20 protein-coding genes and 1 pseudogene are annotated in these 26,591 nt (G+C 67.6%); 9 read left to right on the plus strand and 12 right to left on the minus strand.

Annotation, left to right across the window (positions count from 1 at the left end):
• Positions 1 to 69: 69 nt before the first annotated feature.
• The 3 genes from JWN21_RS08290 to JWN21_RS08300 form a co-directional block, all read right to left on the minus strand.
• Positions 70 to 510: a CHAP domain-containing protein gene (locus JWN21_RS08290; protein WP_299648257.1), complete on the minus strand. Its 441-nt coding sequence runs from the start codon at positions 508 to 510 to the stop codon at positions 70 to 72.
• Between the two features lie 246 nt (positions 511 to 756).
• On the minus strand, positions 757 to 2,208 hold the full coding sequence (locus JWN21_RS08295) for an MFS transporter (RefSeq protein ID WP_299648260.1): 1,452 nt from the start codon (positions 2,206 to 2,208) through the stop codon (positions 757 to 759).
• The gene (locus JWN21_RS08300) at positions 2,205 to 3,032 is read right to left on the minus strand and encodes an SDR family NAD(P)-dependent oxidoreductase (protein WP_299648263.1); all 828 of its coding nucleotides are present in this window, start codon (positions 3,030 to 3,032) and stop codon (positions 2,205 to 2,207) included. Before JWN21_RS08300 ends, JWN21_RS08295 begins: the two co-directional genes overlap by 4 nt.
• 120 nt (positions 3,033 to 3,152) lie before the next feature.
• Here JWN21_RS08300 and JWN21_RS08305 point away from each other — a divergent pair, with 120 nt between their 5' ends.
• The 3 genes from JWN21_RS08305 (at position 3,153) to JWN21_RS08315 (ending at position 6,075) form a co-directional block, all read left to right on the plus strand.
• On the plus strand, positions 3,153 to 4,298 hold the full coding sequence (locus JWN21_RS08305; protein WP_299648266.1) for an acyl-CoA dehydrogenase family protein: 1,146 nt from the start codon (positions 3,153 to 3,155) through the stop codon (positions 4,296 to 4,298).
• Positions 4,299 to 4,342: 44 nt separating this feature from the next.
• Positions 4,343 to 5,131, plus strand: a complete 789-nt coding sequence (locus JWN21_RS08310) for an SDR family oxidoreductase (RefSeq protein ID WP_299648268.1) — start codon at positions 4,343 to 4,345, stop codon at positions 5,129 to 5,131.
• A gap of 71 nt (positions 5,132 to 5,202) precedes the next feature.
• Positions 5,203 to 6,075, plus strand: coding sequence for a VacJ family lipoprotein (locus JWN21_RS08315; protein ID WP_299648271.1), 873 nt, complete (start codon positions 5,203 to 5,205; stop codon positions 6,073 to 6,075).
• 361 nt (positions 6,076 to 6,436) lie between these two features.
• On the opposite strand, the gene JWN21_RS08320 is transcribed toward JWN21_RS08315, so the two are convergent.
• The 3 genes and pseudogenes from JWN21_RS08320 to JWN21_RS08330 form a co-directional block, all read right to left on the minus strand.
• Positions 6,437 to 7,519, minus strand: a complete 1,083-nt coding sequence (locus JWN21_RS08320; protein ID WP_299648274.1) for a retroviral-like aspartic protease family protein — start codon at positions 7,517 to 7,519, stop codon at positions 6,437 to 6,439.
• Positions 7,516 to 9,774, minus strand: coding sequence for an NADP-dependent malic enzyme (locus JWN21_RS08325; RefSeq protein WP_299648278.1), 2,259 nt, complete (start codon positions 9,772 to 9,774; stop codon positions 7,516 to 7,518). The genes JWN21_RS08320 and JWN21_RS08325 overlap by 4 nt, the downstream gene beginning before the upstream one ends.
• A 51-nt stretch (positions 9,775 to 9,825) precedes the next feature.
• Positions 9,826 to 10,111, minus strand: a pseudogene (locus JWN21_RS08330) (winged helix-turn-helix transcriptional regulator).
• A gap of 188 nt (positions 10,112 to 10,299) precedes the next feature.
• Here JWN21_RS08330 and JWN21_RS08335 point away from each other — a divergent pair.
• Both JWN21_RS08335 and mutS read left to right on the plus strand, forming a co-directional pair.
• Positions 10,300 to 11,052: an SDR family oxidoreductase gene (locus tag JWN21_RS08335; RefSeq protein ID WP_299648281.1), complete on the plus strand. Its 753-nt coding sequence runs from the start codon at positions 10,300 to 10,302 to the stop codon at positions 11,050 to 11,052.
• A 65-nt stretch (positions 11,053 to 11,117) separates the two neighbouring features.
• Positions 11,118 to 13,694 carry a DNA mismatch repair protein MutS gene (gene mutS / locus JWN21_RS08340; RefSeq protein WP_299648312.1) on the plus strand — a complete coding sequence of 859 codons (2,577 nt, stop codon included), beginning with the start codon at positions 11,118 to 11,120 and terminating at the stop codon, positions 13,692 to 13,694.
• Positions 13,695 to 13,792: 98 nt separating this feature from the next.
• On the opposite strand, the gene JWN21_RS08345 is transcribed toward mutS, so the two are convergent.
• The gene (locus tag JWN21_RS08345; protein ID WP_299648284.1) at positions 13,793 to 13,999 is read right to left on the minus strand and encodes a hypothetical protein; all 207 of its coding nucleotides are present in this window, start codon (positions 13,997 to 13,999) and stop codon (positions 13,793 to 13,795) included.
• 101 nt (positions 14,000 to 14,100) lie between these two features.
• On the opposite strand from JWN21_RS08345, the gene JWN21_RS08350 reads away from it, so the two are divergent.
• Both JWN21_RS08350 and JWN21_RS08355 read left to right on the plus strand, forming a co-directional pair.
• Entirely contained in the window at positions 14,101 to 16,848 is a 2,748-nt protein-coding gene (locus JWN21_RS08350; protein ID WP_299648287.1) for a [protein-PII] uridylyltransferase, read from the plus strand.
• A 115-nt stretch (positions 16,849 to 16,963) separates the two neighbouring features.
• A complete protein-coding gene (locus JWN21_RS08355; protein WP_299648290.1) occupies positions 16,964 to 17,344 on the plus strand; it encodes a VOC family protein in 381 nt (126 codons plus the stop codon).
• A 70-nt stretch (positions 17,345 to 17,414) separates the two neighbouring features.
• On the opposite strand, the gene crcB is transcribed toward JWN21_RS08355, so the two are convergent.
• The 5 genes from crcB to JWN21_RS08380 form a co-directional block, all read right to left on the minus strand.
• Positions 17,415 to 17,789 carry a fluoride efflux transporter CrcB gene (gene crcB, locus JWN21_RS08360; RefSeq protein WP_299648293.1) on the minus strand — a complete coding sequence of 125 codons (375 nt, stop codon included), beginning with the start codon at positions 17,787 to 17,789 and terminating at the stop codon, positions 17,415 to 17,417.
• A gap of 193 nt (positions 17,790 to 17,982) precedes the next feature.
• The gene (locus tag JWN21_RS08365) at positions 17,983 to 20,850 is read right to left on the minus strand and encodes a TonB-dependent receptor (protein ID WP_299648296.1); all 2,868 of its coding nucleotides are present in this window, start codon (positions 20,848 to 20,850) and stop codon (positions 17,983 to 17,985) included.
• A gap of 196 nt (positions 20,851 to 21,046) precedes the next feature.
• A complete protein-coding gene (gene infC / locus JWN21_RS08370; protein ID WP_299648299.1) occupies positions 21,047 to 21,577 on the minus strand; it encodes a translation initiation factor IF-3 in 531 nt (176 codons plus the stop codon).
• A 123-nt stretch (positions 21,578 to 21,700) separates the two neighbouring features.
• A complete protein-coding gene (thrS, locus tag JWN21_RS08375) occupies positions 21,701 to 23,692 on the minus strand; it encodes a threonine--tRNA ligase (RefSeq protein ID WP_299648302.1) in 1,992 nt (663 codons plus the stop codon).
• A 323-nt stretch (positions 23,693 to 24,015) separates the two neighbouring features.
• Positions 24,016 to 24,846: an LD-carboxypeptidase gene (locus JWN21_RS08380; RefSeq protein WP_299648315.1), complete on the minus strand. Its 831-nt coding sequence runs from the start codon at positions 24,844 to 24,846 to the stop codon at positions 24,016 to 24,018.
• A gap of 52 nt (positions 24,847 to 24,898) precedes the next feature.
• On the opposite strand from JWN21_RS08380, the gene murC reads away from it, so the two are divergent.
• On the plus strand, positions 24,899 to 26,305 hold the full coding sequence (gene murC, locus JWN21_RS08385; RefSeq protein WP_299648306.1) for a Mur ligase family protein: 1,407 nt from the start codon (positions 24,899 to 24,901) through the stop codon (positions 26,303 to 26,305).
• Entirely contained in the window at positions 26,302 to 26,538 is a 237-nt protein-coding gene (locus tag JWN21_RS08390; protein ID WP_299648309.1) for a DUF6356 family protein, read from the plus strand. The genes murC and JWN21_RS08390 overlap by 4 nt, the downstream gene beginning before the upstream one ends.
• Positions 26,539 to 26,591: the final 53 nt, after the last annotated feature.

Consider the following 26,591-nt stretch of genomic DNA (forward strand, 5'->3'; position numbering starts at 1 on the left):
CTTTTGACCTGAGCACCCAGCGTTGCTGTCTCACATGGACCCTGAAACCAGTTCAGGGTGACGGAGAACCTAGCCCCGCCGCGTCTTTCCCGCGCTCGCGACTTGGACCTCTTCGGCACGATCTGCGTAGATGAAGCCGCGCGTCGGGTTGACCGACGTGCCCATCGATCCGCGATAATGGACCTTCACCGCGCTCCAGTCGCCCGCGGCCGAGACGTCGATCGCGCGCACGTCGCGCTCGATGCCGCCGCGCCGCGACCAGTTGGCGTGGGTGAGGAGCACTTCGCGTTCGCTGACGATCCGGGACACCATCGCGACGTGGCCGACGCGCATCCGGCGCGTGGAGTCGAAGGCGAGCACCGCACCGGGCCTGGGCGTCTGGCCCCGGGCATACCGACCGGCGGCCTGCCCCCACCAGGTGTTCGCGTTGCCGCGGATCTGGATGCCCGAGACCTCGCGGGCATAGGGCGCGCACTGCCAGAATTGCGCCACCGCTGGAGCGGCTGTCATGAAGGCGCACGAAAACACCAGCGCAAATCGCGCTGCAAAACGAGTTAGTTGCAATTGAACCCCCCGGCCCAGAGTTGCTGTGGAGTGGTTGCGCTACGTTAGCGGAACGACCCCGCCAACCCGTCCAAGTGCTTGATCCGACCAGTCGTTTCGTCGCGCCGACGAGCGGCGGATGCGGCAATCTTTCTGCCCGATGAACCGAAGCTCAGCGACGACGAGCCGAAAAACCGCCAACGCCGGGACGGGTCAGCCCCGCTCGGCGCTCGCCGCGAGTCGCCCCAGCCGGGCCTCGTGCTCCAGTCGCCCGAACGGAAAGCGGCGGAATACCCACGCGCTCAGGCACGCGACGAGCAGGTAGACGCCCGCGTGAATCAGCGCGAGCCGGTCGAGGACCTCGACCGGCACCTGTCCGACGACCGCGCGGGCGGGGAACCCTGCCGCGGCGAGCATCAGCCCGGCGAGGAAGATGCCGACCCCGCTGGTGCATTTCTGCACGAAGAAGCTGCCCGCGAAGAACAGCCCCTCGTCGCGCCGCCCGGTGCGTTCCTCCGAATCCTCGACCACGTCGGCCATCATCGACGCACCCAGGATAAAGCCGGTGATGTTGCACGCGGTGCCGATCATGCCGATGCCAAGCACCAGCGGGATCGTGACCGGATTGCCCGGCAGCAGCGGCACGCCCGCCAGCCGCAGCCAATAAGGCAAGGTCACGAACAGCGCACCCGCCAGCACCACGCGCGACGCGATCGCGGGCTTGCTGAACCGCTTGCCGAGCCTTGGCGCCAGCGCGAACGCGATCAGGGCCGCGGTCATCAGCGTCAGACCCTGGATGATGAACGTCGTCGGCGTGAAGCCCCACAGATGTGTGCTGGTATAGACGCTGAGCGCGTAGATGACGCCCTGGTTGATATAGGCGCACAGCGCCGCGAGCATCAGGATGCGGAAGCCACGGTTGCGGAACGCCTCCTTCAGTTCGCCAAAGCCTTCGCGCAGTGTCTTCGCGGTGCGCTCGCCGGCTTGCGGCAGATACGGGATCTGGCGATGCGTGCCGAGCGCGGAGACCAGGATCGCGATGCCCATCAGCAGCGCAGCGACGATGCCATAGCCCAGATAGGCATCGCGATTGAGCTGCCCGTTGGGGAACTCGGGCGTTGGTTGCAGGAAGTAGAGCCACGCCGACAGGCCGATCGACAGGCCGCCGATCCAGCCCCACAGATATCGCCACGCCAGGATGCGCGTGCGCTCGTCATAGTCGCCCGACAGCTCGGCGGTGAGCGCCACCGACGGAATCTCGTAGCAGGATACGGCGGTGCGGACGAGCACGGCGAAGACGAACAGCCATGCCAGCGTCGCACCGGGCGAGGCGGCGGGCGGCATCCACAGCAGCCCATAACCGACCATGATCGGCAGGATCGACGCATACATCCACGGATGCCGCCGCCCCCAGCGACTGCGCGTGCGATCCGAGAAGAACCCCACCGCCGGGTCGACGAAAGCGTCGATCAACAACGCCGCGCCGATCACCAGCCCGACCGTCGCCGACGGCAACCCGACCGCCTGGTTGTAGAACAGCAGCAGGAAGGTGCCGAACCCAGCGTCCTTGACCCCATAGGCGACCGCGCCGAAGCCGTAGGCGGTGACCACGCGCTGCGGCAGCTTGCGCGCGGCGGGGACCCCTGAGGTGGAACTTGGGCTCAACGAAAGGCATCCAGCGCGGACATCGTGCCGGGCATGTCGGGATCCCAGCTCGGCCGCGTCCCGATCAACATGCCGCCATCGACGAGCAGGTGCGTGCCGGTGACGAAGCCGGCATCGTCGCTGAGCAGGAAGCACACCGCCGCCGCGATGTCCTCCGGTCGTCCGGCGCGCTTGACCGGCTGCGCGTTGGCGGCACCGGCGGCGATCGCGCCCTTGACCGCCTCCACCTGCTCCGCCGGCACGCCCACCGAGCTGGTGAAGATGTTGGTGACGATGAAGCCCGGCACCACCGCATTGACGCGGATGTTCCGCGCCGCAAGGTCCGCCGCCGCGAGCTTCGACAGGTGCAGCACACCCGCCTTTGCGGTGGAATAGGCGATCGGCGCATAGCCGGACCCCATCGCCGACACCGAGGAGATGTTGACGATCGCGCCCTGCCCGCGCTTCTCCATCAACGGTGCGGCATAGCGGATACCCAGCGCCACCGAGCGCAGCAGCAGCGATTGGGTGCGATCCCAATCCTCGGGCGCGATCTCGCCGATCTTTTCGCGCGCGCCGCCGGCGCCGGCGTTGTTGACCAGCAGGTCCAGCCCGCCGCCCGCGTCCGCCGTCGCCATCAGCGCTTCGATCTGCGCGGCGTCGGTCACGTCGCAATGCTGGAATGCGATCCGCCCGGCGGACATCTCGGCGAGCGCCGCGCCACCTTCGGCGTCGATGTCGCCGACCAGCACGGTCGCGCCCTCATTGGCGAGGCGCAGCGCCGTCGCGCGCCCAATGCCCGATGCGGCCCCCGTCACCACCGCGCGCTTGCCCTCGAACCGCATGCCGTCTCCTTGCCTTATGGAGGGCACAGTATGGCCTTGGAGCCGGGTGGCAACCGGAAGTTTTGGAAGTTGCGGTCTGCTCGCTTGCGGGGCGCGTGCGGGCTGACTACCACCGCGCGCATGGCCATGGACCCCGACACCTTCGACCAGTTGATCGACACCGTCCGCCGCTTCGTCGCCGAACGGCTGCGGCCGCTGGAGGCCGCGGTGGAGGCGAACGACGCGATCCCCGACGCGGTCGTCGCCGAGATGAAGGAAATGGGCCTGTACGGCCTCTCCATCGGCGAGGAGCATGGCGGCCTCGGCCTGAACATGGTCGAGGAATGCCGCGTCGCGATCGAGATGGGGCGCACCACGCCCGCGTTCCGTTCCACCTTCGGCACCAATGTCGGCATCGGGTCGCAGGGCCTGGTGATGGCCGGCACGCCCGAGCAGAAGGCGCAGTGGCTGCCGCGCATCGCGACGGGCGAGGTGGTGACGAGCTTCGCACTGACCGAGCCGGACGTGGGCAGCGACTCAGGGTCGGTGAAGACGCGCGCGGTGCATGACGGCGACGTCTATCGGCTGAGCGGCACCAAGCGTTACATCACCAATGCCGACAAGGCGGACCTGTTCACGGTCATGGCGCGCACCGGCGAGGAGCCCGGCGGGCGCGGCGTGTCCGCCTTCCTGGTCCCGCGCGACCTGCCCGGCGTCACCATCGGCGAGCCCGAGAAGAAGATGGGGCAGAAGGGCGCGAAGGTTGCTGACGTCAATTTCGACGACGTGCCCGTGCCCGCCGCCAACATGCTCGGGCAGCCGGGCGAGGGCTTCAAGATCGCGATGCGGGTGCTCGATCGCGGCCGGCTGCACATCTCGGCGGTGTGCGTCGGGGTGGCCGAACGACTGCTCGCCGATTGCTGCGCCTATGCCAGCGAACGCACGCAGTTCGGCAAGCCGATCGCCGAGCACCAGCTGATCCAGGCGATGATCGCGGACTCCAAGACCGAGGCACTGGTCGCGCGCGCGATGGTGCTGGAAACCGCCGCGAAGAAGGATCGCGGCGAGGACGTGGTGCTCGAAAGCGCGGCGGCGAAATATTATGCGAGCGAGATGGTCGGCCGCGTCGCCGATCGCGCGGTGCAGATCTATGGCGGCGCGGGCTACATCGCCGACTACGGCATCGAGCGGCTGTACCGCGACGTCCGTCTGTTCCGGATCTACGAAGGCACCAGCCAGATCCAGCAGCTCATCATCGCCCGCGAGACGCTGAAGCGCGGTGGATAACTCCCCTCCCGCAAGCGGGGGGGGAATCAAGGGAGAGACTTAGCATGGACACCACCAACCTGTTCCGCCTCGACGGCCGCACCGCGCTGATCACCGGCGGATCGCGCGGCATCGGCAAGATGATCGCGGCCGGCTTCATCGCTCAGGGCGCGACCGTCTACATCTCCTCGCGCAAGGCAGCCGCCTGCGAGGAAGCGGTCGCGGAACTCGGCCCCAAATGTATCGCACTGCCGCAGGACGTTTCCACCGTCGCCGGCTGCAAGGCGCTTGCGGCGCAATATGCCGAGCACGAGGGCAAGCTCGACATTCTCGTCAACAACGCCGGCGCCGCCTGGGGCGAACCGTTCGAGGATTTTCCCGAGAAGGGGTGGGACAAGGTCATGGACCTCAACGTCAAATCGCCCTTCTTCCTGACGCAGGCGCTGCACGCGCCGCTCAAGGCCGCCGCCTCGCGTGAGCGGCCGGGCAAGGTCATCAACATCACCTCCATCGACGGCCTGCGGCTCAATCCGTGGGAGACGTACAGCTACCACGCGTCGAAGTCGGCGTTGATCTATCTCACCAAGCGCATGGCCGCGCGGCTGATCGCCGACAGCATCAACGTCACGTCGATCGCACCGGGGGCGTTCGCGAGCGAGATGAACAAGGCCGCGCGCGATCACGGCGACGCGATCGCCAAGAGCATCCCCGCCAAGCGCATCGGCGTCGACGAGGATATGGCGGGAACCGCGATCTTCCTCGCCAGCCGCGCGGGCGATTATGTGGTCGGTGACACGATCGTGGTCGATGGCGGGCTGGTCAACGCGGCGCTGGGCACCAGCATCGACGCGTAAGCGGTTGATCTGGTGCGGCCGTAGGGTACGACGGCAGGCGGTGTAGCGGAGTCGGGCCGATCGGCGTTCTGGTGTTCCTGTCGGCCCTCGCGGTCGCGATGCCGCAGCTCACGCCCGTCGTACCGCCGGTTGAGGTGGTGACCGAGCAACAGCGGCCCCCAACTCCCGCCGTCGTCGCGGAGACGCCACCGCCCGTCGTCCAGATACCGCCCGCTCCAGAGCCGGTCGTCCCAGGGGAAGACGTGGTCGTCACCGCGCGCGACACCCGCGGCGATCCCGCGGCGGCGATCAATGCCGTCAGCTTCGACGCGACCCAGGCGGTCGACGACGCGCTCATCGGGCCGATGTCGCGGGCTTATACCAGCGCATTGCCAAGGCCGGTGCGCGACGGCGTGCGCAATTTTCTGGGCAATCTGCGCGAGCCGATCGTCGCGGTGAACTATCTGCTGCAGCTCAAGCCCGGCAAGGCGGCGGAAACGCTGGGCCGGTTCGCGATCAACACCACGATCGGAGTCGCTGGCTTTGTCGACATTGCCAAGCGCAAGCCGTTTCACCTGCCGCGGCGGCGCAACAGCTTCGCCAACACGCTCGCGCTGTACGGGGTGAAGCCCGGCCCGTTCTTCTTCCTGCCGCTGATCGGCGCAACCACCCTGCGCGACCTTATCGGCAGCAGCATCGATCAGGCGATGGTGCCGATCAGCTCGGTTCCGCCGCTCAGCGACCGAACGGTGGCGGCGGCAATCAGCGGCTTCAGCCTGCTCAGCTACCGCGCCGACATCGACAAGACGCTGAAAGATGTCCGCGCCGCCCCGGACCCTTATGCCGCGCGGCGCAAGGCGTATTTGAACCGTCGCCAGGCCGAAATTGACGCGATCCGCGGTCGCAAGGCCAGCGCGCCTCGGGAGTCCGTGGGCGAGTTTCCGCCTTCACCGCTAGTGCCCTGACGGATCGGCGACAAACGCACTCAGGGACCTGAACCGGCATGGAGCCTGGCGTGGCCGCGTCGCCGACCTGTTCGATACCTGCACGCAGCCGCAGCACCCAGCGGTCGGAAGAGGGCCGGCTCCTACCCTTGCGCGCAGGCAAGGATCGCAGCAGCCAGCGATCGGTTCGGGCACTCTCGCGAAGCGTTACCTGCCCCGGCAATCGCGACCCCAGGCTTTGTGTCAGGCGTTGAGCGTCTGCGATTTCGGGGTGATCCGCGTCCGCCACCACGGTGAGGCCCCGCTCAGCTCGACTCGAACCGTCACCCCGATGATGCACCTTGTCCGGTGGCTTGGATCATCAAGTTTTGTTCATGTTTGCTTACCGCACACAGGCCGCCTTCGTGCCGTCGGTCATCGAGATCCGCGACGGTGCGCCGTGCGCGGAAGTATTGATGGTGACGCCTTCCGACCGGCAGCGCCGCAGCTGGAAGCGGACCTTGCGCCGGCGAAAGTCGAGCGACACGCGGCGGAACGTCTCCATCAGGTCGGTGCCCAGCAGCAGCGCCGGCTGATCCGCCAGGCCGAACACCCGGAATGGCGGCACATCGGCGAACGCGATCGGCACGTCCTGCAGGAGGACGGAGCCGAGCCGCAGTTCGGCGATGCGCGCGAGTTGCAGATCGACCGTGACGCCCGTCACCCCCGTCACCGCGATCGTGGTGAAGCGGTCACCGTAGCGCCGCGCCAGCTGATCGCGCAGTTGCAGATTGCCGATCGTGATCTCGGACCCGGTGTCGATCACCGCGTTGACCGGACGGCCATTGGCGCGCGCCTGCGTCAGGATCAGCTGGCCGCGCAGACGTCGCGCGGTGACCACGATCTCGCCGTCCAGCCGGCGCGCCGGCCGGGCGGCATCCTCCACCTTGATGATCCGCTTCTCAAAGTCGAGCAACAGCCGCTGTTCGACCAGTGCGTCGATCCCCAGCATCCCGGCGCCGCCCAGATCGGCATCCTTGAGCACCGGCAGTTCCAGCGCCGTGAACGCGTGTTCGCCGAGGCCCAGGCTGTCCACCAGCACGCGATCGACCTGTCCGCTGGCGGTGATGCCATGCAGCGTCACCGGCGTTCCTGCCGGCAGCCGCATCGATTTTGCCGCCCGCTCGCCAATCACGGAGGTGTCCGCACCGCTGTCGACCACGAAGCGAAACGGCCCCTGCCCGTTGATCCGGACCGGCACGGTCATCCGCGATCGGACCTTGCGGCCCTCTATCTCGGCACCCGCGACATCGAGCGTGTCGTCGATCAGCGCCGGAGGAAGCGCGGGAAGCGGGGTCGCCGCAGGCGACTGCTGACGCTGCGCGGCATCGGTGGGGCTCGAACCGGCCGGCGTGGCAAAGACGAGCAACGTGGTGCCGAGCAGGCGTCCCGCGACCGCGGTTCGCGCTGCCCGGCCGAGCGTCACCGCGCGATGCCGCCCGCCGCCAGCACCGCCAGCGTCACCAGCTCGCTCGCGGTCGCGGTCATGGGTGCGATCTGCACGGGTTTCTCCATCCCGATCAGCATCGGACCGATCATGTCGTCGCCGCCCAATTCCCGCAACAACTTGGCCGAAATGTTCGCGGATTGCAGCCCCGGCATGATCAGCACGTTGGCGGGACCGGAGAGCCGCGCGAAGGGATAGCGCGCCAACTGCCTGGGGTTGAGCGCCACATCGGGCGCCATCTCGCCCTCGTACTCGAACCCGACTTGCCGACCATCAAGCACGCCGACCGCCTCGCGGATATTGTCGAGCCAGCGACCCTCGGGATTGCCGAAGGTCGAATAGCTGAGGAACGCGACGCGCGGCTCGTGGCCCATCCGGCGCGCGACCGCAGCGGTCTGCTCGGCGATGTCGGCCAGTTCCTCCCCCGACGGCCGCTCGTTGACGGTGGTGTCGGCGATGAAGACCGTGTGGCTGCGCCCGACCAGGATGTGGATGCCGAACGGCGTGCGTCCGACCTCTGGATCGATGACCCGCCTGATCTCGCGCAACGATTGTGCATAGGGTCGCGTGGTGCCGGTGATCATCGCGTCCGCTTCGCCCAGCTGCAGCAGCACGGCGCCGAAGATGTTGCGATCCTGGTTGATCATCCGCTCGACGTCACGGCGCAGGTGGCCCCTTCGCTGCAGGCGCGCGTAGAGGAAGTCGACCATGCGTTCGATGTGACCGGATGTGCGGCTGTTGTGGACCTCGTAGCCGGCCGCATCCTTGACCCCCAGCGCCGCCAGCCGATCGTAGACGTCGTCGCGCCCGACCAGCACCGGCGTGCCGTAGCCGCCCTCCTTGAAGGCGATCGCGGCGCGCAGCACCACTTCCTCCTCGCCTTCCGCGAACAGCACGCGCTTGGGCCGCGCGCGCGCGCCGTCATAGGCGAGGCTGAGCACCGACGTGGTGGGGTTGAGCCGGGCGCGGAGCGACTGGCGATAGGCGGCGAGGTCGAGGATCGGCTTGGTGGCGACGCCCGAATCCATCGCCGCCTTGGCGACGGCGGCGGGCACCACCTCCATCAGCCGTGGGTCGAACGGCGCCGGGATGATGTATTCCGGGCCGAAGCTGTGGCGCACGCCATAGGCGACGGCGACCTCTTCGGGCACCCGCTCGCGCGCAAGCTCCGCGATGGCCATCGCGGCGGCGATCTTCATCGCGTCGTTGATCCCCGTCGCGCGCACGTCCAGCGCGCCGCGGAAGATGAAGGGGAAGCCGAGCACGTTGTTGACCTGGTTCGGGTAATCCGACCGGCCGGTGGCGATGATCGCGTCCGGCCGCGCCGCACGCGCCTCGGGTGGCGTGATCTCCGGGTCGGGGTTGGCCATGGCGAAGATGATCGGCTGCGGAGCCATGTCCTTGACCATCTCAGGTCTGAGCGCGCCCGCCGCCGACAGGCCAAGGAAGACGTCCGCCCCGTGCAGGGCCTCGGTCAGCGTGCGGCGGTCGGTGTTGGCGGCATGCGCGGACTGCCACTGGTTCACATCGCCGCGTCCCTGCCAGATCACGCCCTTGCGGTCGCACATGATGACGTTGTCGCCGCGCACGCCCATCGCCTTGATCAGCTCGGTGCACGCGATCGCCGCCGCGCCCGCGCCGTTGACGACGATCCTGACGTCGGCCAGCGCACGCCCGGTCAGCAGGCAGGCGTTGATCAGCCCGGCGGCGGTGATGATCGCGGTGCCGTGCTGGTCGTCGTGGAAGACCGGGATGTTCATCCGCTCGCGCAACGTCTGCTCGATGATGAAGCATTCCGGGGCCTTGATGTCCTCCAGGTTGATGCCGCCAAAGGTCGGCTCCATCAGCTCGACGGCGTCGATGAAGCGGTCGACGTCCTCCGTCTTCAGCTCGATGTCGATCGAGTCGACGTCGGCGAAGCGCTTGAACAGCACCGCCTTGCCTTCCATCACCGGCTTCGACGCCAGCGCGCCGAGATTGCCCATGCCGAGGATGGCGGTGCCGTTGGAGATGACCGCGACCAGATTGCCCTTGGCGGTGTAGTCATAGGCGAGCGCCGGATCGTCGGCGATCGCGCGCACCGGCACCGCGACGCCGGGACTGTACGCGAGTGCCAGATCGCGCTGCGTCGCCATCGGCTTGGACGCGATGATCTCGATCTTGCCCGGCCGCCCCTCCGAATGGAACAGCAACGCCTCGCGTTCGGAGAATTGCAGAGAGGGATCGTCGGACATGGGGGGGGCTCCTGCCGGCAGTGTCTTAGCGATCGGCGTTGGGTATGGAAGCTAGTTCGGCGAGCGGGCGGCGAACTTCCGCCGCGCGGCCTCGATGCGATCGACGTTGTTCGCGGCCCATACCCATAGGCCGCAGAACGCCTCGCTCGGGTCCGTGCCCAGCTGGGTCGGCGGTAGTCGACGCGAGGCGGCACCACCGCGTGAACGGTCCGGATCAGCAGGCCGTGGCGCTCCACCAGGCGCACGGTCTGCGTCAGCATCTTCTGACTGATCCCCTCGCACTGTTCGGCCAGAAGCGCAGTTCGCCATGCTCGGCCGGCGCCTCCAGCACGATCATCGTCCACTTGCCGGCAACGCGGCCGATGATCTCCGTCACCAGCGCCTCGACGCGGGTCCAGGTTCTCTGGATAATCGTGCGATACGCTGACGGTGGTATCCCGAAAGTAAGTACCCCGCTTTCCGGTGCCTTCTTTCCGTTCGTGACCCTCGCTTCTATCTCGCGTCCAGCTTTTAGGAGGACGGTTCATGAACATCACTGGCAACACGATCCTGATCACCGGCGGCGGCACGGGGATCGGCAAGGGTCTGGCGGAGGCGCTGCACGCCAAGGGCAATCGCGTGATCGTCGCCGGGCGCCGTGCCGAGCCGTTGCAGGCGGTCGCGCGGCACAATGCCGGCATCGCCACCGCGACCGTCGACATGGCCGACCCCGCCTCGATCGCCGCGCTGGCCGCAAGCGTCGTCGCGGAGCACCCGACGCTGAACGTGGTCATCCATAACGCCGGGATCATGGTGCCCGAGCAGCTTGCGGGCGACGCATACGACACCGCCGACGCGGAGGCGATGATCGCCACCAACCTGCTCGGCCCGATCCGGCTCACGGCCGCGCTGCTCCCGCATCTCAAAGGCCGGCCGCACGCTTCGATCGTGACCGTATCCTCCGGGCTTGCCTTCGTGCCGCTGGCCGCGACGCCCACCTATAACGCGACCAAGGCGGCGATCCACAGCTGGTCGCAATCGCTCCGCACGCAGCTGGCGGACACCGCGATCGACGTGGTCGAGATCGTCCCGCCGGCGGTCGCCACCGACCTGCTGCCGGGTCATGCGGAGAACCCCCAGTCGATGCCGCTGCAGGCCTATATCGACGAGGTGATGACGCTGATCGAGGCGAACCCGGCCGCGCACGAGATCTGCGTCGAGCGTGTCGGCCTTCTTCGCGATGCCGAGCGCAAGGGCACGTACGATGAGGTGTTCGCGATGCTGAACCAGCCGCACTGACCCGTATCCCCCGCCCGCCCTGCCCGCTATCCGGGGCGGGCATGGTGACGCAGCCCCCCACCCCGATGATGGCGCAGTATCTGGCGCTGAAGGCGCAGGCGCCCGACTGTCTGCTGTTCTATCGGATGGGGGACTTCTTTGAACTGTTCTTCGAGGACGCCAGGGCCGCCGCCGCGTGCCTCGACATCGCGCTTACCGCGCGGGGCGAGCATGACGGCGCGCGCATTCCGATGTGCGGGGTGCCGGTCCACGCGGCGGAGGCGTACCTCGCGCGACTGATCAAGGCAGGGCACCGCGTCGCGGTCGCGGAGCAGACCGAGACGCCCGCCGCCGCCAAGGCGCGCGGCGGGTCCAAGGCGCTCGTCGGGCGGGGCATCGTGCGCTTCGTCACCGCGGGCACGCTGACCGAGGAGGCGCTGCTCGACGCGAAGGCGGACAATTGGTGCGTCGCGATCGGCGAAGCGGGTGGCGGATTTGCACTCGCGGCCGCCGACGTGTCGACCGGGCGGTTCGAGGTGATCGAGACGACGGGCGCCGGGCTGCCTGCGGAACTCGCCCGGTTGCAGGCGGCGGAGACGATCGCATCCGATGCAGGCGATGGGGCCGGCGCGACCGTGCTGCGGCCCCGCGCCGATTTCGACAGCAGCGCGGGCGAGGCGCGGCTGAAGCGGCTGTACGGCGTCGCGACGCTCGACGGGTTCGGTCAGTGGAGCCGCGCCGGGCTGGCGGCGGCCGGTGGCCTGGTCGCGTATCTGGAGCACGCCGCCACCGGCACCCTGCCCTTCCTGCGCCCGCCCGTCCTGCGTCGCGCGGCGGAGACGATGGCGATCGACGCGGCGACGCGCGAAAGCCTGGAGCTGACCTGCACGGCGGCGGGTCAACGCAAGGGCTCGCTGCTCGACGCGGTCGATCGCACCGTCACCGGCGCCGGGGCACGACTGCTCGCCACCGATCTCGGGGCGCCGCTGATGGATCGCGACGCGGTGCAGGCGCGGCTCGACGTGGTGGCGCTGTTCCTGACCGACGACGCCGCGCGCGAGAAGCTCCGCGCCGCCCTGCGCGCGGCCCCCGACATCGGCCGTGCGCTGGGGCGGCTGGCGGCGGGGCGGGGCAGCCCGCGCGACCTGGGTCAGTTGCGCGATGGCCTGGACGCTGCCTGGGCACTGGGCGAGCAGCTTGCCTCGCGCACCGAGCGCCCACTCCTCCTCGCCACGCTCGCACCGAGCCTGCGCGGTCACGGCACGCTGATCGATCTGCTCCGCCGCGCGCTCGTCCCCGCGCCGCCGATCGATGCGAGCGACGGCGGCTACATCGCTGCCGGCTATGACGCAGCGCTCGACGCGCTGCGCGACACGGGTGCGGGCGGACGCCGCTCGATCGCCGCGCTGGAGGCGGAGCTACGCACTCAAACCGGCGTCGCGACGCTCAAGATCCGCCACAACAACGTGCTCGGCTATCATGTCGAGGTGCCCGCGCGCGCCGCCGACCCGTTGATGCGCGCGGACAGCGGCTTCACGCATCGCCAGACGCTCGCGGGCGTGGTCCGCTTCAACACGCCTGCGCTGCACGAGGTCGCCGCGCGCGTGTCGCAGGCGGGTGCCCACGCGCTCGCCGCAGAGGCAGCGCATCTGGAAGAGCTCACCGCAACGACGCTCGCCACGCGCGAGGCGATCGCCGCCACCGCGGACGCGCTCGCCCGGCTGGATGTCGCCTCAGCACTGGCGGAGCGGGCGGCGGAAGGGAACTGGACCCGACCCAAGCTGGTCGATCATGCCTGTTTCGAGATCGAAGGTGGCCGCCACCCGGTTGTGGAGGCGGCGCTGGCGAAACGCGGCGACCGCTTCATCGCCAATGACTGCCGTCTGTCCGAAGCCTCGCGGCTATGGCTCGTGACCGGTCCCAACATGGGCGGGAAATCGACCTTCCTGCGCCAGAACGCGCTGATCGCGGTACTCGCGCAAGCCGGCAGCTACGTTCCGGCTACCAGCGCAACGCTCGGCCTTGTCGACCGGCTATTCTCCCGCGTCGGCGCGTCGGACAATCTCGCGCGCGGCCGCTCCACCTTCATGGTCGAGATGGTCGAGACCGCCGCGATCCTTGCACAGGCGACCCCGCGTTCGTTCGTCATCCTCGATGAGGTCGGGCGCGGCACCTCAACCTATGACGGCCTGGCGATAGCCTGGGCGGTGGTAGAGGCGATCCACGAGGACAATCGCTGCCGCTGCCTGTTCGCCACGCATTATCACGAGCTGACCCGGCTGGCGGAGCGCTGCGAGGCGCTGTCGCTGCATCACGTCCGCGCGCGCGAATGGAAGGGCGAGCTGGTGCTGTTGCACGAACTCGCCGACGGGCCGGCCGACCGCAGCTATGGTCTCGCCGTCGCGCGCCTGGCGGGCATGCCACCCGCCACCGTTGCGCGCGCGAAGGCGGTGCTGGCGAAGCTGGAGGCGGGCCGCGCGCGGACGGGTGGGCTGGCGGCGGGACTGGACGACCTGCCCCTGTTCGCCGCCGCGCAGGCGATCGAAGAAGTGAAGAGTGACCCGTTACGACGCGCGGTCGAGGAGTTGGACGTGGACGCACTAACCGCGCGTGAGGCGCTGGAGACGCTGTATCGTCTCAAGTCCATCGCGCGCGAGGCTTAGGATTGGATGCAGAGCCGCTGAATCAGTCGTCCAGTGGGCGGCGCGGCCGACTCGGCCCCGGCTTCAGCCGGGGAGGGACTTGATCAAGCTGGCAAACTTCAACCCCGGTCAATCGGCGGTAGCGGGCCGAAGTGGAGCACCGTCTGCTCAGGCTGCTCGACATCTTCGATGAGCCGCGCCAGCTCCGTCTCCTCGGGCGTATCCGCGGGTCCGGTCAGGTAGCTGCGTCGCAACGCGACCCCGGCGCGGAACAGTTCCGGCGGCTGGATATCCTGATAGAGCGGCCGACGCGGACCCTTGCTCATGATTGTGTGACCCACATCCGCCAACGACTCCGCGATCACGCATTGGTTCCAGAGGCAGCCTGTTTTGCGCAGGCGTCAAGCGGGCGCTATGCGGTCAGACGATGACCGGTCGTTTCGATCACCTTCCGACCCGCCGCGCCATCATCGACCGGCGCGCGGTGACCGACGCGCTGCTGTCCTTGCCCCAGCAGGAGCGGCCCGCCCTCCGCCGCGCCGCGACCGCGATGCTGGCAGTGGCCCTCGACGCCGGGCGCGCGGAGATCGCCCGCCGTCTCGCCGAACACCCGTCGCGTGGGCTGGAGGCCGCCAATGCCGGTGCCTATCTGACCGACGCGATCCTGCGCGCGCTGTTCGCCTTTACCGTCGAGCGCCTGCACCCGCTGCCCAATCCGACTTCGGGAGAACGGCTGCTGCTGCTCGCGGTGGGCGGCTATGGGCGCGGCGAGATGGCGCCACATTCCGATGTCGACATCGGCTTCGTCACGCCGTCGCGCCAGACCGGATGGGGCGAGCAGGTGATCGAATCGATGCTGTACGCGCTATGGGACCTGCGGCTGAAGATCGGCCAGTCCACGCGATCGCTCGACGAGATGATCCGCCAGGCAAAGGCGGACGTGACGGTACGCACAGCGCTGCTGGAAGCGCGCTATGTCGCCGGTGACAAGGCCCTGCATGCCGAGTCACAGGCGCGCTTCAAGGCGGAGGTGCAGCGTGGCTCCGAACGCCAGTTCATCGCCGACAAGCTCGCCGAGCGCGACGCGCGTCACCGCAAGATGGGCGACACGCGCTATGTCGTCGAACCCAATATCAAGGAGGGCAAGGGCGGTCTACGCGACCTGCACGCGCTGTTCTGGATCGGCAAATACGTCCATGACGTGACGCGCGCCGGCGAGCTGGTCGACAAGGGGCTGTTCACGAAGGCGGAGTACCGGCGCTTCAACCGTGCCGACAATTTCCTGTGGGCGGTGCGCTGTCACCTGCACCTGATCGCCGGCCGCGCCGAGGACCGGCTAACCTTCGATGTCCAGCGCGAGGTCGCGACGCGGATGCGTTTTCGCGAGCGGCCGGGCAAGTCCGCCGTCGAACGCTTCATGCAATTCTATTTCCTGCAGGCGAAAGGCGTCGGCGACCTGACGGGCGTGTTCCTGGCGCATCTGGACGAAAGCTTCGCGGCGCGTGGGCGACGCTTCGGTCTGCCCACGATCCGGCGCCGGCCGAGCCGGCTGAACGGCTTCGTGCTCGATCGCGGCCGGCTTGCGTTGCCGCGCGACGACTTCTTCGCGGAGGACCCCGTCCGGCTGGTTGAGCTGTTCGCGCTTGCGGACAGCCAGTCGCTGGAGGTCCACCCCCTCACCATGCGCGCCGCCGCGCGCGACGCGCGACTGATCGCCGACTGCCGCGGCGGCGCGCGCGCCAATGCGCTTTTCCTGGACGTCCTCACCTCCCCGCGCGACCCCGAGCTGGTGCTGCGCTGGATGAACGAGGCCGGGGTGCTGGGCCGCTTCGTGCCGGATTTCGGCCGCGTCGTCGCACAGATGCAGTTCGACATGTACCATCACTACACCGTCGACGAGCACACCATCCGCGCGATCGGCCTGCTGTCGCGGATCGAGCGCGGGATGCTCGACGCCGATCACCCGCTGGGTGCGGCAATCATGGGTCAGGTCGTGTCGCGGCGCGTGCTGTACGCGGCCGTACTTCTGCACGATATCGCCAAGGGGCGCGGCGGCGACCATTCGGTGCTGGGCGCGGCCGTGGCCGAGCGGCTGTGCCCGCGTTTCGGACTGACGGCGGCGGAGACGGAGACGGTCAGCTGGCTGGTGCGCCACCATCTGCTGATGTCCGCCACCGCGTTCAAGCGCGATCTGTCCGACTTCAAGACCATTCTCGACTTCGCGGCGACGGTGCAAAGCCCGGAACGGCTGCGCCTGCTGCTGATGCTGACCATCGTCGACATCCGCGCGGTCGGGCCGGGGACGTGGAACGGCTGGAAACGCCAGCTGCTCACCGACCTATACGAGGCGGCGGAGGAAGTGCTGCGGCTCGGCCACAAGCAACGCGGACGCAGCGAGCGCATCTCCGCGAAGCAGGTCGCCTTGCAGGCCACCCTCGGCTGGCCCGACGAGCGCTTCGCCGCCTATGTCCGCCGCCTGCCGGAAGCCTATTGGGTCGCCGAGCCCGACGACGTGCTGCTTCACAACGCGCGGTTCATCGACGGCGCGGGAGACGGCAGCCTCGCGATCGACGCGCAGGTCTATGCCCAGCGCGGCGCGACGCTGGTGACCGTCTGTGCCGCCGATCATCCGGGGCTGTTCTATCGCATCGCGGGTGCGATCCACGTCGCGGGCGGCAACATCATCGATGCGCGCATCCACACCACGCGCGACGGCATGGCGGTGGACAATTTCCTGGTTCAGGACCCGTGGGGTCGCCCGTTCGACGACCAGAGCCAGCTCGCGCGGCTCAAGACGGTGATCGCCGACGCGCTCGCCAATCGCGGCAAGCTTGCCGACCGACTGGTCGCCAAGCCCGCCGCCCGGTCGCGCGCCGATGCCTTTTCCATCCAGCCCAACGTGCTGATCGACAATCGCGCCTCCAACCGGTTCACCGTGGTGGAGGTCAACGCCCGCGACCGGCCGGCGCTGTTGAACCAGCTCGCGCTGGCGCTGTTCGAATCGAAGGTGACGATCCATTCCGCCCATGTCGCCACCTATGGCGAGCGCGCGGTGGATACATTTTATCTAACCGACCTGACCGGCGACAAGCTGGACAGCGCGGCACGGCTGAAGACGCTCGAACGCCGGCTTGCTGCCGCCGCGGCGGGCGAGGCTTGGGACATGGCGGCGTAGGGCGATGCTGATGACTACCCGCGTCCGTTCCGAGCGAAGTCGAGGAACATGGTGTCTCGACTTCGCTCGACACGAACGGCGGGTACAGTCCCGAGATCCTGGAGGAGTGTAAGACATGCCCGTACTCGGCATCGGTGGCCTGTTCTTCCGTGCGCGCGATCCCGACGCGCTCAACGCCTGGTATCGCCAACACCTCGACGTCGGCGCCGGCTGCGCGTCCGACCCGACCGAGACCAGCAGCGAATGGTACTGGCAGGCGCAGGGCGGCCCGACCGTGTTCGCCCCGTTCAAGGCGGACACCGACTATTTTGCGGCCGACAAGCAATGGATGCTCAACCTGCGCGTCAGCGATCTGGATGCTCTGATCGCCAGGTTGCAGGACGCTGGCATCGCGGTGAAGACGGATCCCGAATGGGACCACCCCGACACGGGCCGCTTTGCGCGCATTCACGATCCCGAGGGGAACGCTATCGAGCTGTGGCAGCCGCCGGCATGATCGGTGGCAATCCGGGCGAAGGCACGGACCAATGTCGGCCTGTGGTGTAAAGCGGACGTTGAATGTCACGTCACGTCAATGAGCGAACGGTCCCTAGACCGAGCGCGACTGCCGCGATCGAAAGCACCACTGATCCTACCACGTAGACGACGAGCGGCGCGTATTCCCCCCGCTGCCACATCAGAGCCGCATCCAAACTGAACGCCGAGAAGGTCGTGAAGCCACCCAGAACGCCGGTAGCAAGGAACAGCCGGGTCCCTTCTCCCACACCCGTCTTGAGCAGAAACAGCCCCGCCAACACGCCCATCAGCAGGCCGCCGACCACGTTCACGATCAAGGTGCCGTAGGGAAAGCCTGCGCCAATGTAGATGAGGGAGGCACGGTTGACGCCGTGCCGCAGGGTCGCTCCGATCCCGCCTCCGATGAAAACCAGAATGTACCCCATCCGGCTTCTCTAGCGATGGGAACGAGCGGTTCCAACGTCAGCTTGTGGGCGTCAGCTGCCATTCCCAGACAAGCGAAGGGCTGGCCCACCACGCGGCAGACCAGCCCTTCAATCTAGCAGATCACAACCTTCGGCACCGCAAAGCCGCGCCGGACGCGCGGCTCTGCCGCCCACCGGTGGAGCCGGCTGCGCCTTAGAACTTGCCGCGCAGCGTGATGCCATAGGTCCGCGGCTCCGCGAGGAACTGCGAGAAGATCTGGCGACCACCCGGATATTGCGGGTCCTGGAAGCTGGCCGTTGCGGCGCCTTCCTGGAACGGCGAGTTGAACGCGACCTGGGCATAGTCCTTGTTGAACACGTTCTGGCCCCAGAACTCGATCGCGAAACGCTCGTCCGGCCCGCGGATGCCGATGCGGGCGTTGACCAGCGCGAAACCGTCCTGCTCCTTCTGCGGGAACAGATCGGAGCCCGTGTTGTAGTCGCTCGACATGCGGGTATCGACATAGAACAGCGCCGACAGGCCGCTGCTGCCGATGTCGGGCGTCCATGCCGCCGAACCGGTCACCACCACTTCCGGCGCGTTCGACAGGTTGTCGCCCGGCAGCTTGCGCAACGCCTGGTTGAGCGGCGCACCGGCATTGTTGCCGACCAGATTGTCGCGATACTTGGTGTCGGCATAGGTCAGACCGGCCGAGACGCGGAAGTTGCGCGCCGGGACCAGCGATGCCTCCAGCTCTACGCCCTGCGAGACGACACCATAACCGATGTTGTCCGACGCACATGCGCCGGTCGCATCCGCGTTGGCGTTGAAGTTCGCCGCACCGGCGAACTTGCTCTGATCGCGATCGGCGCCGCTCAGGCTCTCGGTGCAGCCGTTGACGTTCTGGACGATGAACACGGTGCCGTCGAAGGTGTTGAGCTGGAAGCTCTTGAACTCCTGGCGGAAGCCCGCGACCGACAGGCTGAACGGACCGGTCGAATATTTCGCGCCGATCTCGAACGCATTTACCTTCTCCGGCTCGAACTGCAGATTGCCGACCAGCGCCTGTGCGCCGCCGAGCGCCGCGAAGGTGGTCGTCAGCGTGCCGTTGGCGATCGGCTGCAGCGGCCGCTTGAGCGCGGAGCGGTCGAAGTTGAACCCGCCCGCCTTGTAGCCGCGCGAGAAGCTGCCGTAGATCAGCAGGTCGTCGGTCGGCTTCCACGACAGGATCGCGGTGCCGGTGAACTCGTCCTCCGACCGCTCGTCGGCGATGCTCACCCCGTTCAGTTCGGCGGTCGAGTTGCCCTGGCAGCCCAGCCCGATCAGCGCGCGTGCCAGTGCCTGGCGGGTGGCCAGACCCGGCGTTGCCGCGATTTGCGTGGCGTTGATGTTCGCCTCGTCGGTCAGCGTGTTCTGCAGCGAGACGCAGCCGACGTTGTTGTTGCCGAACGTCGCGCCAAAGCGCTTGCGCTCGTCGGTGTAGCGCAGGCCAAGCGTCAGATCGAGCGTGTCCGCCAGGTGGATGATGTTGTGCGTGAACGCCGCGAAGCTGCGCATGTTCTGGCTGTACCGGTCAGGCGTCGAGCCGACATTGTTGATGCCGTCCAGCGTGACGAAGCCCGCCGCCACGTCGGCGCCGCCGGCGCCTGCCAGCGTCGCCGGCCCGACGCCCGGTGCAACGCAGCCCGGGCTGGTCGGCGAGTAGAGCCCGGCCAGACCGCCGCCGGAGATGATGCGGCAGGTCGCGAAGCGGCCATACTGGCTGCCGAATTTCAGGTTGCTCTTGCCGCGGAACTTCTCGTCCACATAGAAGCCGCCGATCAGCCAGTCGAGCTTGTCGCCGAACGCCGTGCCGTTCAGCCGCAGTTCCTGCGTAAAGGTCTTGAACGCGCGCCGATTGTCTCCATCGGCAGCGTTGTAGAGGATGTCCACGGTGCCGTAATCGACGTCGCCGGCCTGGTCGTTATAATAATCGCGATAGGCGGTGATCGACGTCAGGTTGACGGCACCGAAATCCCAATCGATCTGGCCGGAGACGCCCCAATCGCGCGTGGTGCCGTCATAGCTACGGCCCGGCGTCACCGAGACGTCGCGCGAATAGCCCTGGTTGAACGCGGCCGGGTTCTGCCCGAGATTGGTCAGGACGTTGATGATGTTGTTGCCGTTGGCCAGCCCCGTGGTCAGCGGCGTCGCAGGGGTGTTGAGGTTGCCGATCGCCGGGTTGATCCTGCGGCCGACGTAGATGGCGGCGCAGCATGCTTCCTCGCGCTTGCTGTAATCGCCGATCAGGCGGACCCGGATATCAGACGTCGGCTCCAGCAGCAGCTGGCCGCGCACGAAATACCGATCGCGATCATTGACCCGGGTATCGTTCGCCGTGTCGCGGTAGAAGCCGTCGCGCTTGACGTAGACGCCGTCCACCCGTGCCGCGATCGAATCGCTGAACGGCACATTGAGACCGCCCGCCAGACGCAGGAAGTCGTAATTGCCATAGGTCGCCTCGCCGCCCGCGCTGATGCGGTCGAAGGAGGGCGACTTGCTGATGATGCTGATCAGACCGGCCGACGAGTTGCGACCGCCAAGCGTGCCCTGCGGGCCGCGCAGCACCTCGATGCGATCGATCTCGCCCAGCTCGTTGAGGCCGATGCCCGACCGCGAGCGATAGACGCCGTCGATGAACACCACGACCGAGCTTTCGAGGCCCGGATTGTCGCCCACGGTGCCGATGCCGCGGATGCGGGGCGAACCATTGGCCTCGGAGCCGGTGGAGGACACGAGCAGCGACGGTGCCAGCTGGTTGAGCTGGCGGATGTCGTTGGCACCGGAGTTCTGCAACGTCTCGGCGGTCACTGCGGAGATCGCCACCGGCACGTCGGCCAGCACCTGCGCACGACCCTGCGCCGTGACGACGATGTCCTGCGTCGGCATGTCGCCCTCTGGTGCCTGCGTAACGGACGCAGCGCCGGTGTCCGGAGTGGGCGCCGTCTGCGGCGTCGGCTGCGCAGGCGTGGCGTCCTGCGCGAAAGCGGGTGCCGAAAGGGCGACGGCGGCAACGGAAATCAGGTACGCAGCAATGCGCATGGCAACGCTCTCCAAATGCTTTTTAGAGTTTTGAGTATGGCAGCCGCCTAGGCGGTCAGCGACGACGATGCTACCGAATTGTGGACCATCCCGCGAATTCGAACATGGGGTGTAGCGCGGATGTTACACTGCGCCGCCGACGACAGCCGAGCACGCGCATATGCCAACCGCCTTGGCCTCGACCAGAGCGGCGAGTCTATTTGGGCGACAGCACCATCAGCATCTGCCGGCCTTCCATGCGCGGATAAGCCTCGACCTTGGCGATCTCCGCCGTGGCCTCCGCGACTCGCTGCAACACCGCCATGCCGAGATTGCCGTGGCTCAACTCACGACCGCGAAAGCGCATGGTGACCTTCACCTTGTCGCCTTCCTCGATGAACTCGTTCACCTTCTTCATCTTGGTGTCATAGTCGTGGTCGTCGATGTTCGGACGCATCTTGATCTCCTTGATCTCCTGCGTCTTCTGCGACTTGCGCGCGAGGTTCGCCTTCTTCTGCGCCTCGTACTTGAACTTGCCGACGTCCAGATACTTGGCGACCGGCGGGTCCGCGTTCGGCGACACCTCGACCAGGTCGAGGCCCAGCTCCTGAGCGGCGGCCATCGCCTCGCGCGTGTACATCACGCCCAGGTTTTCACCCTCGTGATCGATCACGCGGACCTTGGGGCTGACGATCCATTCGTTGAATCGCGGCCCATTCATCGGTGGCGCCTGATTGGGACGGCGCATGGTGGGGGGAGGTATGGGTATAAACTCCAGAATTGTTCGATGGGTTATGTAGTGCGTTTGCGGTCGGCGCGATAGACCGTCCGCGTTAATGATCAAGGCATGTCGTACGTGCCATCGCGGGCATCAGCGTCGATCCGGCGGCGTCGCCTCCGCCGTCAGCGCGGCGACCACGGCGCCGAGCGAGAGCATCTCCTGACCCTGGCTACCCAGACGGCGCACCGCGACCGTACCTTCGTCAGCCTCGCGCTTGCCTACTACCAGCAGCACCGGCACCTTGGCGAGCGAGTGTTCGCGCACCTTGTAGTTGATCTTTTCGTTGCGCAGGTCCGTCTCGACGCGCAGACCGGTCGCCTTCAGCGCCTTCACCACCTCCCGTGCGTAATCGTCGGCATCCGAGACGATCGTCGCCACTACCACCTGCACCGGCGCCAGCCACATCGGGAAGCGACCGGCGTGATGTTCGATCAGGATGCCGATGAAGCGTTCGAACGATCCCAGGATCGCGCGGTGGAGCATGATCGGCCGGTGCCGCTCGCCGTCCTCGCCTACATAGCTCGCGTCGAGGCGTTCGGGCAGCACCGTATCTGTCTGGATCGTGCCGACCTGCCACGTCCGGCCGATCGCGTCGGTCAGGTGGAACTCCAGCTTGGGCGCATAGAATGCCCCCTCGCCCGGCAGCTCCTCCCAGCCATACGCCGCCGTGTCGCGCCCCGTCGCAATCACCGCATCGCGCAATGACTGTTCGGACCAGTCCCACATTTCGTCGGACCCGAACCGCTGCTCCGGTCGCAAGGCGAGCTTGATGGCATAGCCGTCGAACCCGAGGTCCTTGTAGACGACATCGAGCAGGTCGCAGAACCGCGCCACTTCCTCGACCAGCTGGTCCGCGCGGCAGAAGATGTGCGCGTCATCCTGCGTGAACTGGCGGACGCGCATGATACCGTGCAGCGCGCCATGCGGCTCGTTGCGGTGGCAGCAGCCGAATTCGGCCATACGGATCGGCAGGTCGCGATAAGATTTGATGCCCTGGCGAAAGATCAGGACATGCGCCGGGCAGTTCATCGGTTTTAGCGCGAGCAGGTCGGCGGTGCCGGAGAAGACCGCCGCATCATCATCCGTCCCCGGGATCTCGTCGGGCACGACGAACATGTTCTCGCGATACTTGCCCCAGTGCCCCGATTGCTCCCATTGCCGCGCCGCCATCAACTGCGGCGTCTTGACCTCGGCATAGTCGGCGGCATCCAGCCGCCGGCGCATATACGCCTCCAGCTCGCGCCACAGGATGTAGCCGTTCGGGTGCCAGAACACCGACCCCTGCGCCTCGGACTGAAGATGGAACAGGTCCATGTCCTGCCCGATCCGGCGATGGTCGCGCTTTGCGGCCTCCTCCAGCATCGTGAGGTGCGCGTCGAGCTGCTTCTTGCTCAGCCAGCCGGTGCCGTAGATGCGGCTGAGCATCGCGTTGTTCTGGTCGCCGCGCCAATAGGCACCCGACACGCGCGTAAGCTTGAACGCCTGCGCGTCGAGCCGTCCCGTCGAGGGCATGTGCGGCCCGCGGCACATGTCGAGCCATTGACCCTGACGATAGATCGTCAATTCCTCGCCATCGGGGAGTTCCGCCGCCCATTCGGCCTTGAACGTCTCGCCTTGGCGATTCCACGTCTCGATCAGCTGCTCGCGGCTCCATACCTCGCGCCGGAACGGCTCGTTGCGGGCGATGATTGCGCGCATCTCCGCTTCGATCGCGGGCAGGTCCTCCTCGGTGAACTGCCGGCCTTTCGGGGCAAAGTCGTAATAGAAGCCGTCCGCCGTCGAAGGGCCGAAGGTGATCTGCGTACCGGGGAACAGGTGCTGCACCGCCTCCGCCATGACATGCGCGAAGTCGTGCCGCGCCAGCTCCAGCGCGTCGGCCTCATCGCGGGAGGTCACCAGCGCCAGGTGCGCATTACCGTCGAAGGGCCGCGACAGGTCGCGCAGCTCGCCGTCGACGCGCGCGGCGATCGCCGCCTTGGCAAGTCCGGGGCCGATCGCGGCGGCCACATCGGCAGGCGTGCTGCCCGCCGGGACTTCGCGGATCGAGCCGTCCGGGAGCGAAATCTTGAACATGGCGGACATGGGAAGCTTCCGTGTTGGCGCGCGTACGCTCGCCTAGAGTGTCGGTAACAGGGTTCGCAAGCGCGCAGGCCCGGACAACACCGGGCGGCGGCTCAGCGGCTAGTTCGCGCGATGGGGCGGAACGGGATCATCGCGGCGTTGCATAGCAGTAGCTCGCCGGCTCTGCCAACCATCCACGACGGGCGACGCCGCTGATCCACCAGGCTTCCCCGGCGGAAGCCGGGGTCCAGTCCGCGGCGCGGCCGGCTGGGCCCCGGCTTTCGCCGGGTAGGGCTGATCTTTGTGCGCTGCATCGAGCTGCACGGCGGAGCGTCCGGACAACCTCACGCTATCCCGAACGGCACCACGCGGTTTGCCTGCGTATGCCCGATCTCCGCCCGGCCCAGATACGGCACGCCCATTTCCGCGCACCAGCGCGTGACCATCGCCTCCGGCTCCTCCCCCCAGGGTGGATCGTTGGCCACGATGTCGGTCAGCGCGCCCAGCCGGATGCCGGCGATACCCTTGAGCTGCGGCGCGTGCGCCAGCTGCCACAGCATGCGGTCGAACCGATACATGGGTTCGCCGACATCCTCGATCAGCAGGACGTGGTCGGCGAGGTCCGGCAACCAGGGGGTGCCGATCATCGCAGTCAGGATCGACAGGTTGAACGCCGCCGCCGGGCGTCCCTTCGACGGACCAGCGTCGAGCCCCGGCTCCAGCCCGGTCCGATCCTTGCGCGCCAGCCAGCCGAGCGAGCGCGCGACCGTCTGGTCGCCCTTTTGCCGCCGTATCTCGCTCGCCATCGGGCCATGCACCGACCGCCCGATGCGCCGCGCGTACAGGGCGCCGAGCAGGAAGCCGACGTCCGAATAGCCCAGATAGGTCTTGTTGCGCGCCGCCGGGCCAAGCCGGGGCATGACCGTCGTCAGCAGCCGATTCGACCCGTAGCCGCCGCGCAGGAACCAGATCGCGTCGATGCCGGGATCGTTGGCGAACTCGAGAAACGCGTCGGCCCGCACCTCGTCGCTGCCGGCGAAATGCCCCGCCTTGGCGTACACCTGCGGGTGGAACTGCAGGTCGACCTCTGGAAACGCGACCGCGGCAAAGCCGCTGACCGGCGCGATCGCGTCCGGACTGGCGACCGACGAGGCGGCGAGCACGCCGATCTTCACCTCTCCCCTCCGCGCTTGCCCGTGTCCATCGAAGCCGCGATAGCGCGGCCCCATGGTGAACGGCAAACGCTACTTCTTCGTCGGTATCGGCGGTTCGGGCATGATGCCGCTGGCGATGATCCTCGCGGGGCGCGGGGCGCTGGTCGAGGGCAGCGACCGCTCGCTCGACGCGGGCCGCGTGCCGGCCAAGTTCGACGCGCTGCGGACGCTCGGCATCGGCCTGCACCCGCAGGACGGCAGCGGCGTCGTCTCCGCCGATCAGATCGTGGTGGCTTCGGCGGCGGTCGAGGACAGCGTGCCCGACATGGTTGCCGCTGCCCGAGTAGGTGCCAGTCGGATGACCCGCGCCGCGCTGCTCGCCGAGCTGTTCAACGCCAGCGAGCAGCCGATCGGCGTGGCGGGCACCAGCGGCAAATCCACCGTCACCGGGATGATCGGCTGGATCCTGCACGCCTGTGGCGACGATCCCACGGTCATGAACGGCGCGGTGATGAGCAACTTCGCCACGCCGGATGCGCCCTTCGCCAGTGCGCTGGTCGGCGGTGGCAGCCCCTTCGTCAGCGAGGTCGACGAGAGCGACGGGTCGATCGCCTTGTTCGATCCCGACATCGCCGTGCTGAACAACGTCAGCCGCGATCACAAGGAGCTGGACGAGTTGCGCGACCTGTTCGGCGCGTTCATCGCCAAGGCGGGCTGGGCGGTCGTCAACAACGACGACCGCGAAGCCCGAGCGTTGATCGATACGGTAGGGCCGGAATTCCTTACCACCTTCGCGCTTCAGGCCGATGCGCACCTGACCGCGACCGACATCCGCGAGGAGCCGTTCGCCATCTCCTTCGAGCTGGTCGACGAAGGCGAGTCGGTTGGCCGCGTCCGCCTTCAGGTGCCGGGTCTACATAGCGTCTACAACGCGCTCGCAGCACTCGCCGCCTGTGCCGCCGCGGGCGTCCCGATCGCGGAAGCCGCTGTGGCCATCGCCGGGTTCCGTGGTCTGTCCCGTCGCTTCGAGCTCATCGGCACGACCAACGACATCGCGGTGATCGACGATTTCGGGCACAACCCGGACAAGATCGCCGCCACGCTGGCGACGCTGCGGGCGTTTCCCGGCCGGCTGCTGCTGCTGTTCCAGCCACACGGTTACGGGCCGCTCAAGCAGCTCCGGCACGAACTGGCCGAGGCGTTCGCCAGCGGCATGGCGGAGGGCGACGTGCTCGCGCTGCCGGACCCGGTCTATTTCGGCGGCACCGTAGCGCGCGAGGTCGGTAGCGACGCCCTTGCCGGCGACATCGCCGCACTCGGCCGCGACGCGCGCCACCTTGCCGATCGCGAGGAAGCGGCCTCGATGCTGGTCGCCCTTGCCCGGCCAGGCGACCGGATCGTCGTGATGGGCGCGCGCGACGACACGCTTGGGCAACTCGCTCGACGCATGTTAGGCAACCTGCAAGGGAAGCGACCATGAAGCTGTTTACCGATCACCCTGCCACCCTCGGCGAGACTTATTGGCAGCACATGGCGGTCGCGGCGCGGTTCGGCGCGCGCATGCTGGCGGGCAGCATCGCCTGCTTCGTCCACGCGCTGCTGCCCTTCGCGTGCAAGAGCCGTGGCAGCGACACCGTGCGCGCGCTTCACGCCGAACTGATCGCCAAGCGCGCTGCGGCGACGCAGGTGAAGTCGGTCGAGTACGTCATCTGATCGTGGTTAAGCGGTTGACGACCCTGCCGTTCCTGCGCTGAAAGCCGGCAAGG

This window comes from Sphingomonas bacterium (assembly GCF_028292945.1).
Classification (GTDB): Bacteria; Pseudomonadota; Alphaproteobacteria; order Sphingomonadales; family Sphingomonadaceae; genus Sphingomonas.

What these genes read in the sequence shown, in the direction of transcription:
- JWN21_RS08300 (WP_299648263.1), bottom strand. Translation starts at nt 3,032, where the DNA reads ATGCGGTTCGAGGGCAAGCGCGCGGTGGTGACGGGGGCCGCATCGGGC.
- JWN21_RS08305 (WP_299648266.1), top strand. Translation starts at nt 3,153, where the DNA reads ATGGCCATGGACCCCGACACCTTCGACCAGTTGATCGACACCGTCCGC.
- crcB (WP_299648293.1), bottom strand. Translation starts at nt 17,789, where the DNA reads ATGGGGTACATTCTGGTTTTCATCGGAGGCGGGATCGGAGCGACCCTG.
- JWN21_RS08310 (WP_299648268.1), top strand. Translation starts at nt 4,343, where the DNA reads ATGGACACCACCAACCTGTTCCGCCTCGACGGCCGCACCGCGCTGATC.
- JWN21_RS08355 (WP_299648290.1), top strand. Translation starts at nt 16,964, where the DNA reads ATGCCCGTACTCGGCATCGGTGGCCTGTTCTTCCGTGCGCGCGATCCC.
- mutS (WP_299648312.1), top strand. Translation starts at nt 11,118, where the DNA reads ATGATGGCGCAGTATCTGGCGCTGAAGGCGCAGGCGCCCGACTGTCTG.
- infC (WP_299648299.1), bottom strand. Translation starts at nt 21,577, where the DNA reads ATGCGCCGTCCCAATCAGGCGCCACCGATGAATGGGCCGCGATTCAAC.
- thrS (WP_299648302.1), bottom strand. Translation starts at nt 23,692, where the DNA reads ATGTCCGCCATGTTCAAGATTTCGCTCCCGGACGGCTCGATCCGCGAA.
- JWN21_RS08325 (WP_299648278.1), bottom strand. Translation starts at nt 9,774, where the DNA reads ATGTCCGACGATCCCTCTCTGCAATTCTCCGAACGCGAGGCGTTGCTG.
- JWN21_RS08290 (WP_299648257.1), bottom strand. Translation starts at nt 510, where the DNA reads ATGACAGCCGCTCCAGCGGTGGCGCAATTCTGGCAGTGCGCGCCCTAT.
- murC (WP_299648306.1), top strand. Translation starts at nt 24,899, where the DNA reads ATGGTGAACGGCAAACGCTACTTCTTCGTCGGTATCGGCGGTTCGGGC.
- JWN21_RS08390 (WP_299648309.1), top strand. Translation starts at nt 26,302, where the DNA reads ATGAAGCTGTTTACCGATCACCCTGCCACCCTCGGCGAGACTTATTGG.
- JWN21_RS08335 (WP_299648281.1), top strand. Translation starts at nt 10,300, where the DNA reads ATGAACATCACTGGCAACACGATCCTGATCACCGGCGGCGGCACGGGG.
- JWN21_RS08345 (WP_299648284.1), bottom strand. Translation starts at nt 13,999, where the DNA reads ATGAGCAAGGGTCCGCGTCGGCCGCTCTATCAGGATATCCAGCCGCCG.
- JWN21_RS08365 (WP_299648296.1), bottom strand. Translation starts at nt 20,850, where the DNA reads ATGCGCATTGCTGCGTACCTGATTTCCGTTGCCGCCGTCGCCCTTTCG.
- JWN21_RS08350 (WP_299648287.1), top strand. Translation starts at nt 14,101, where the DNA reads ATGACCGGTCGTTTCGATCACCTTCCGACCCGCCGCGCCATCATCGAC.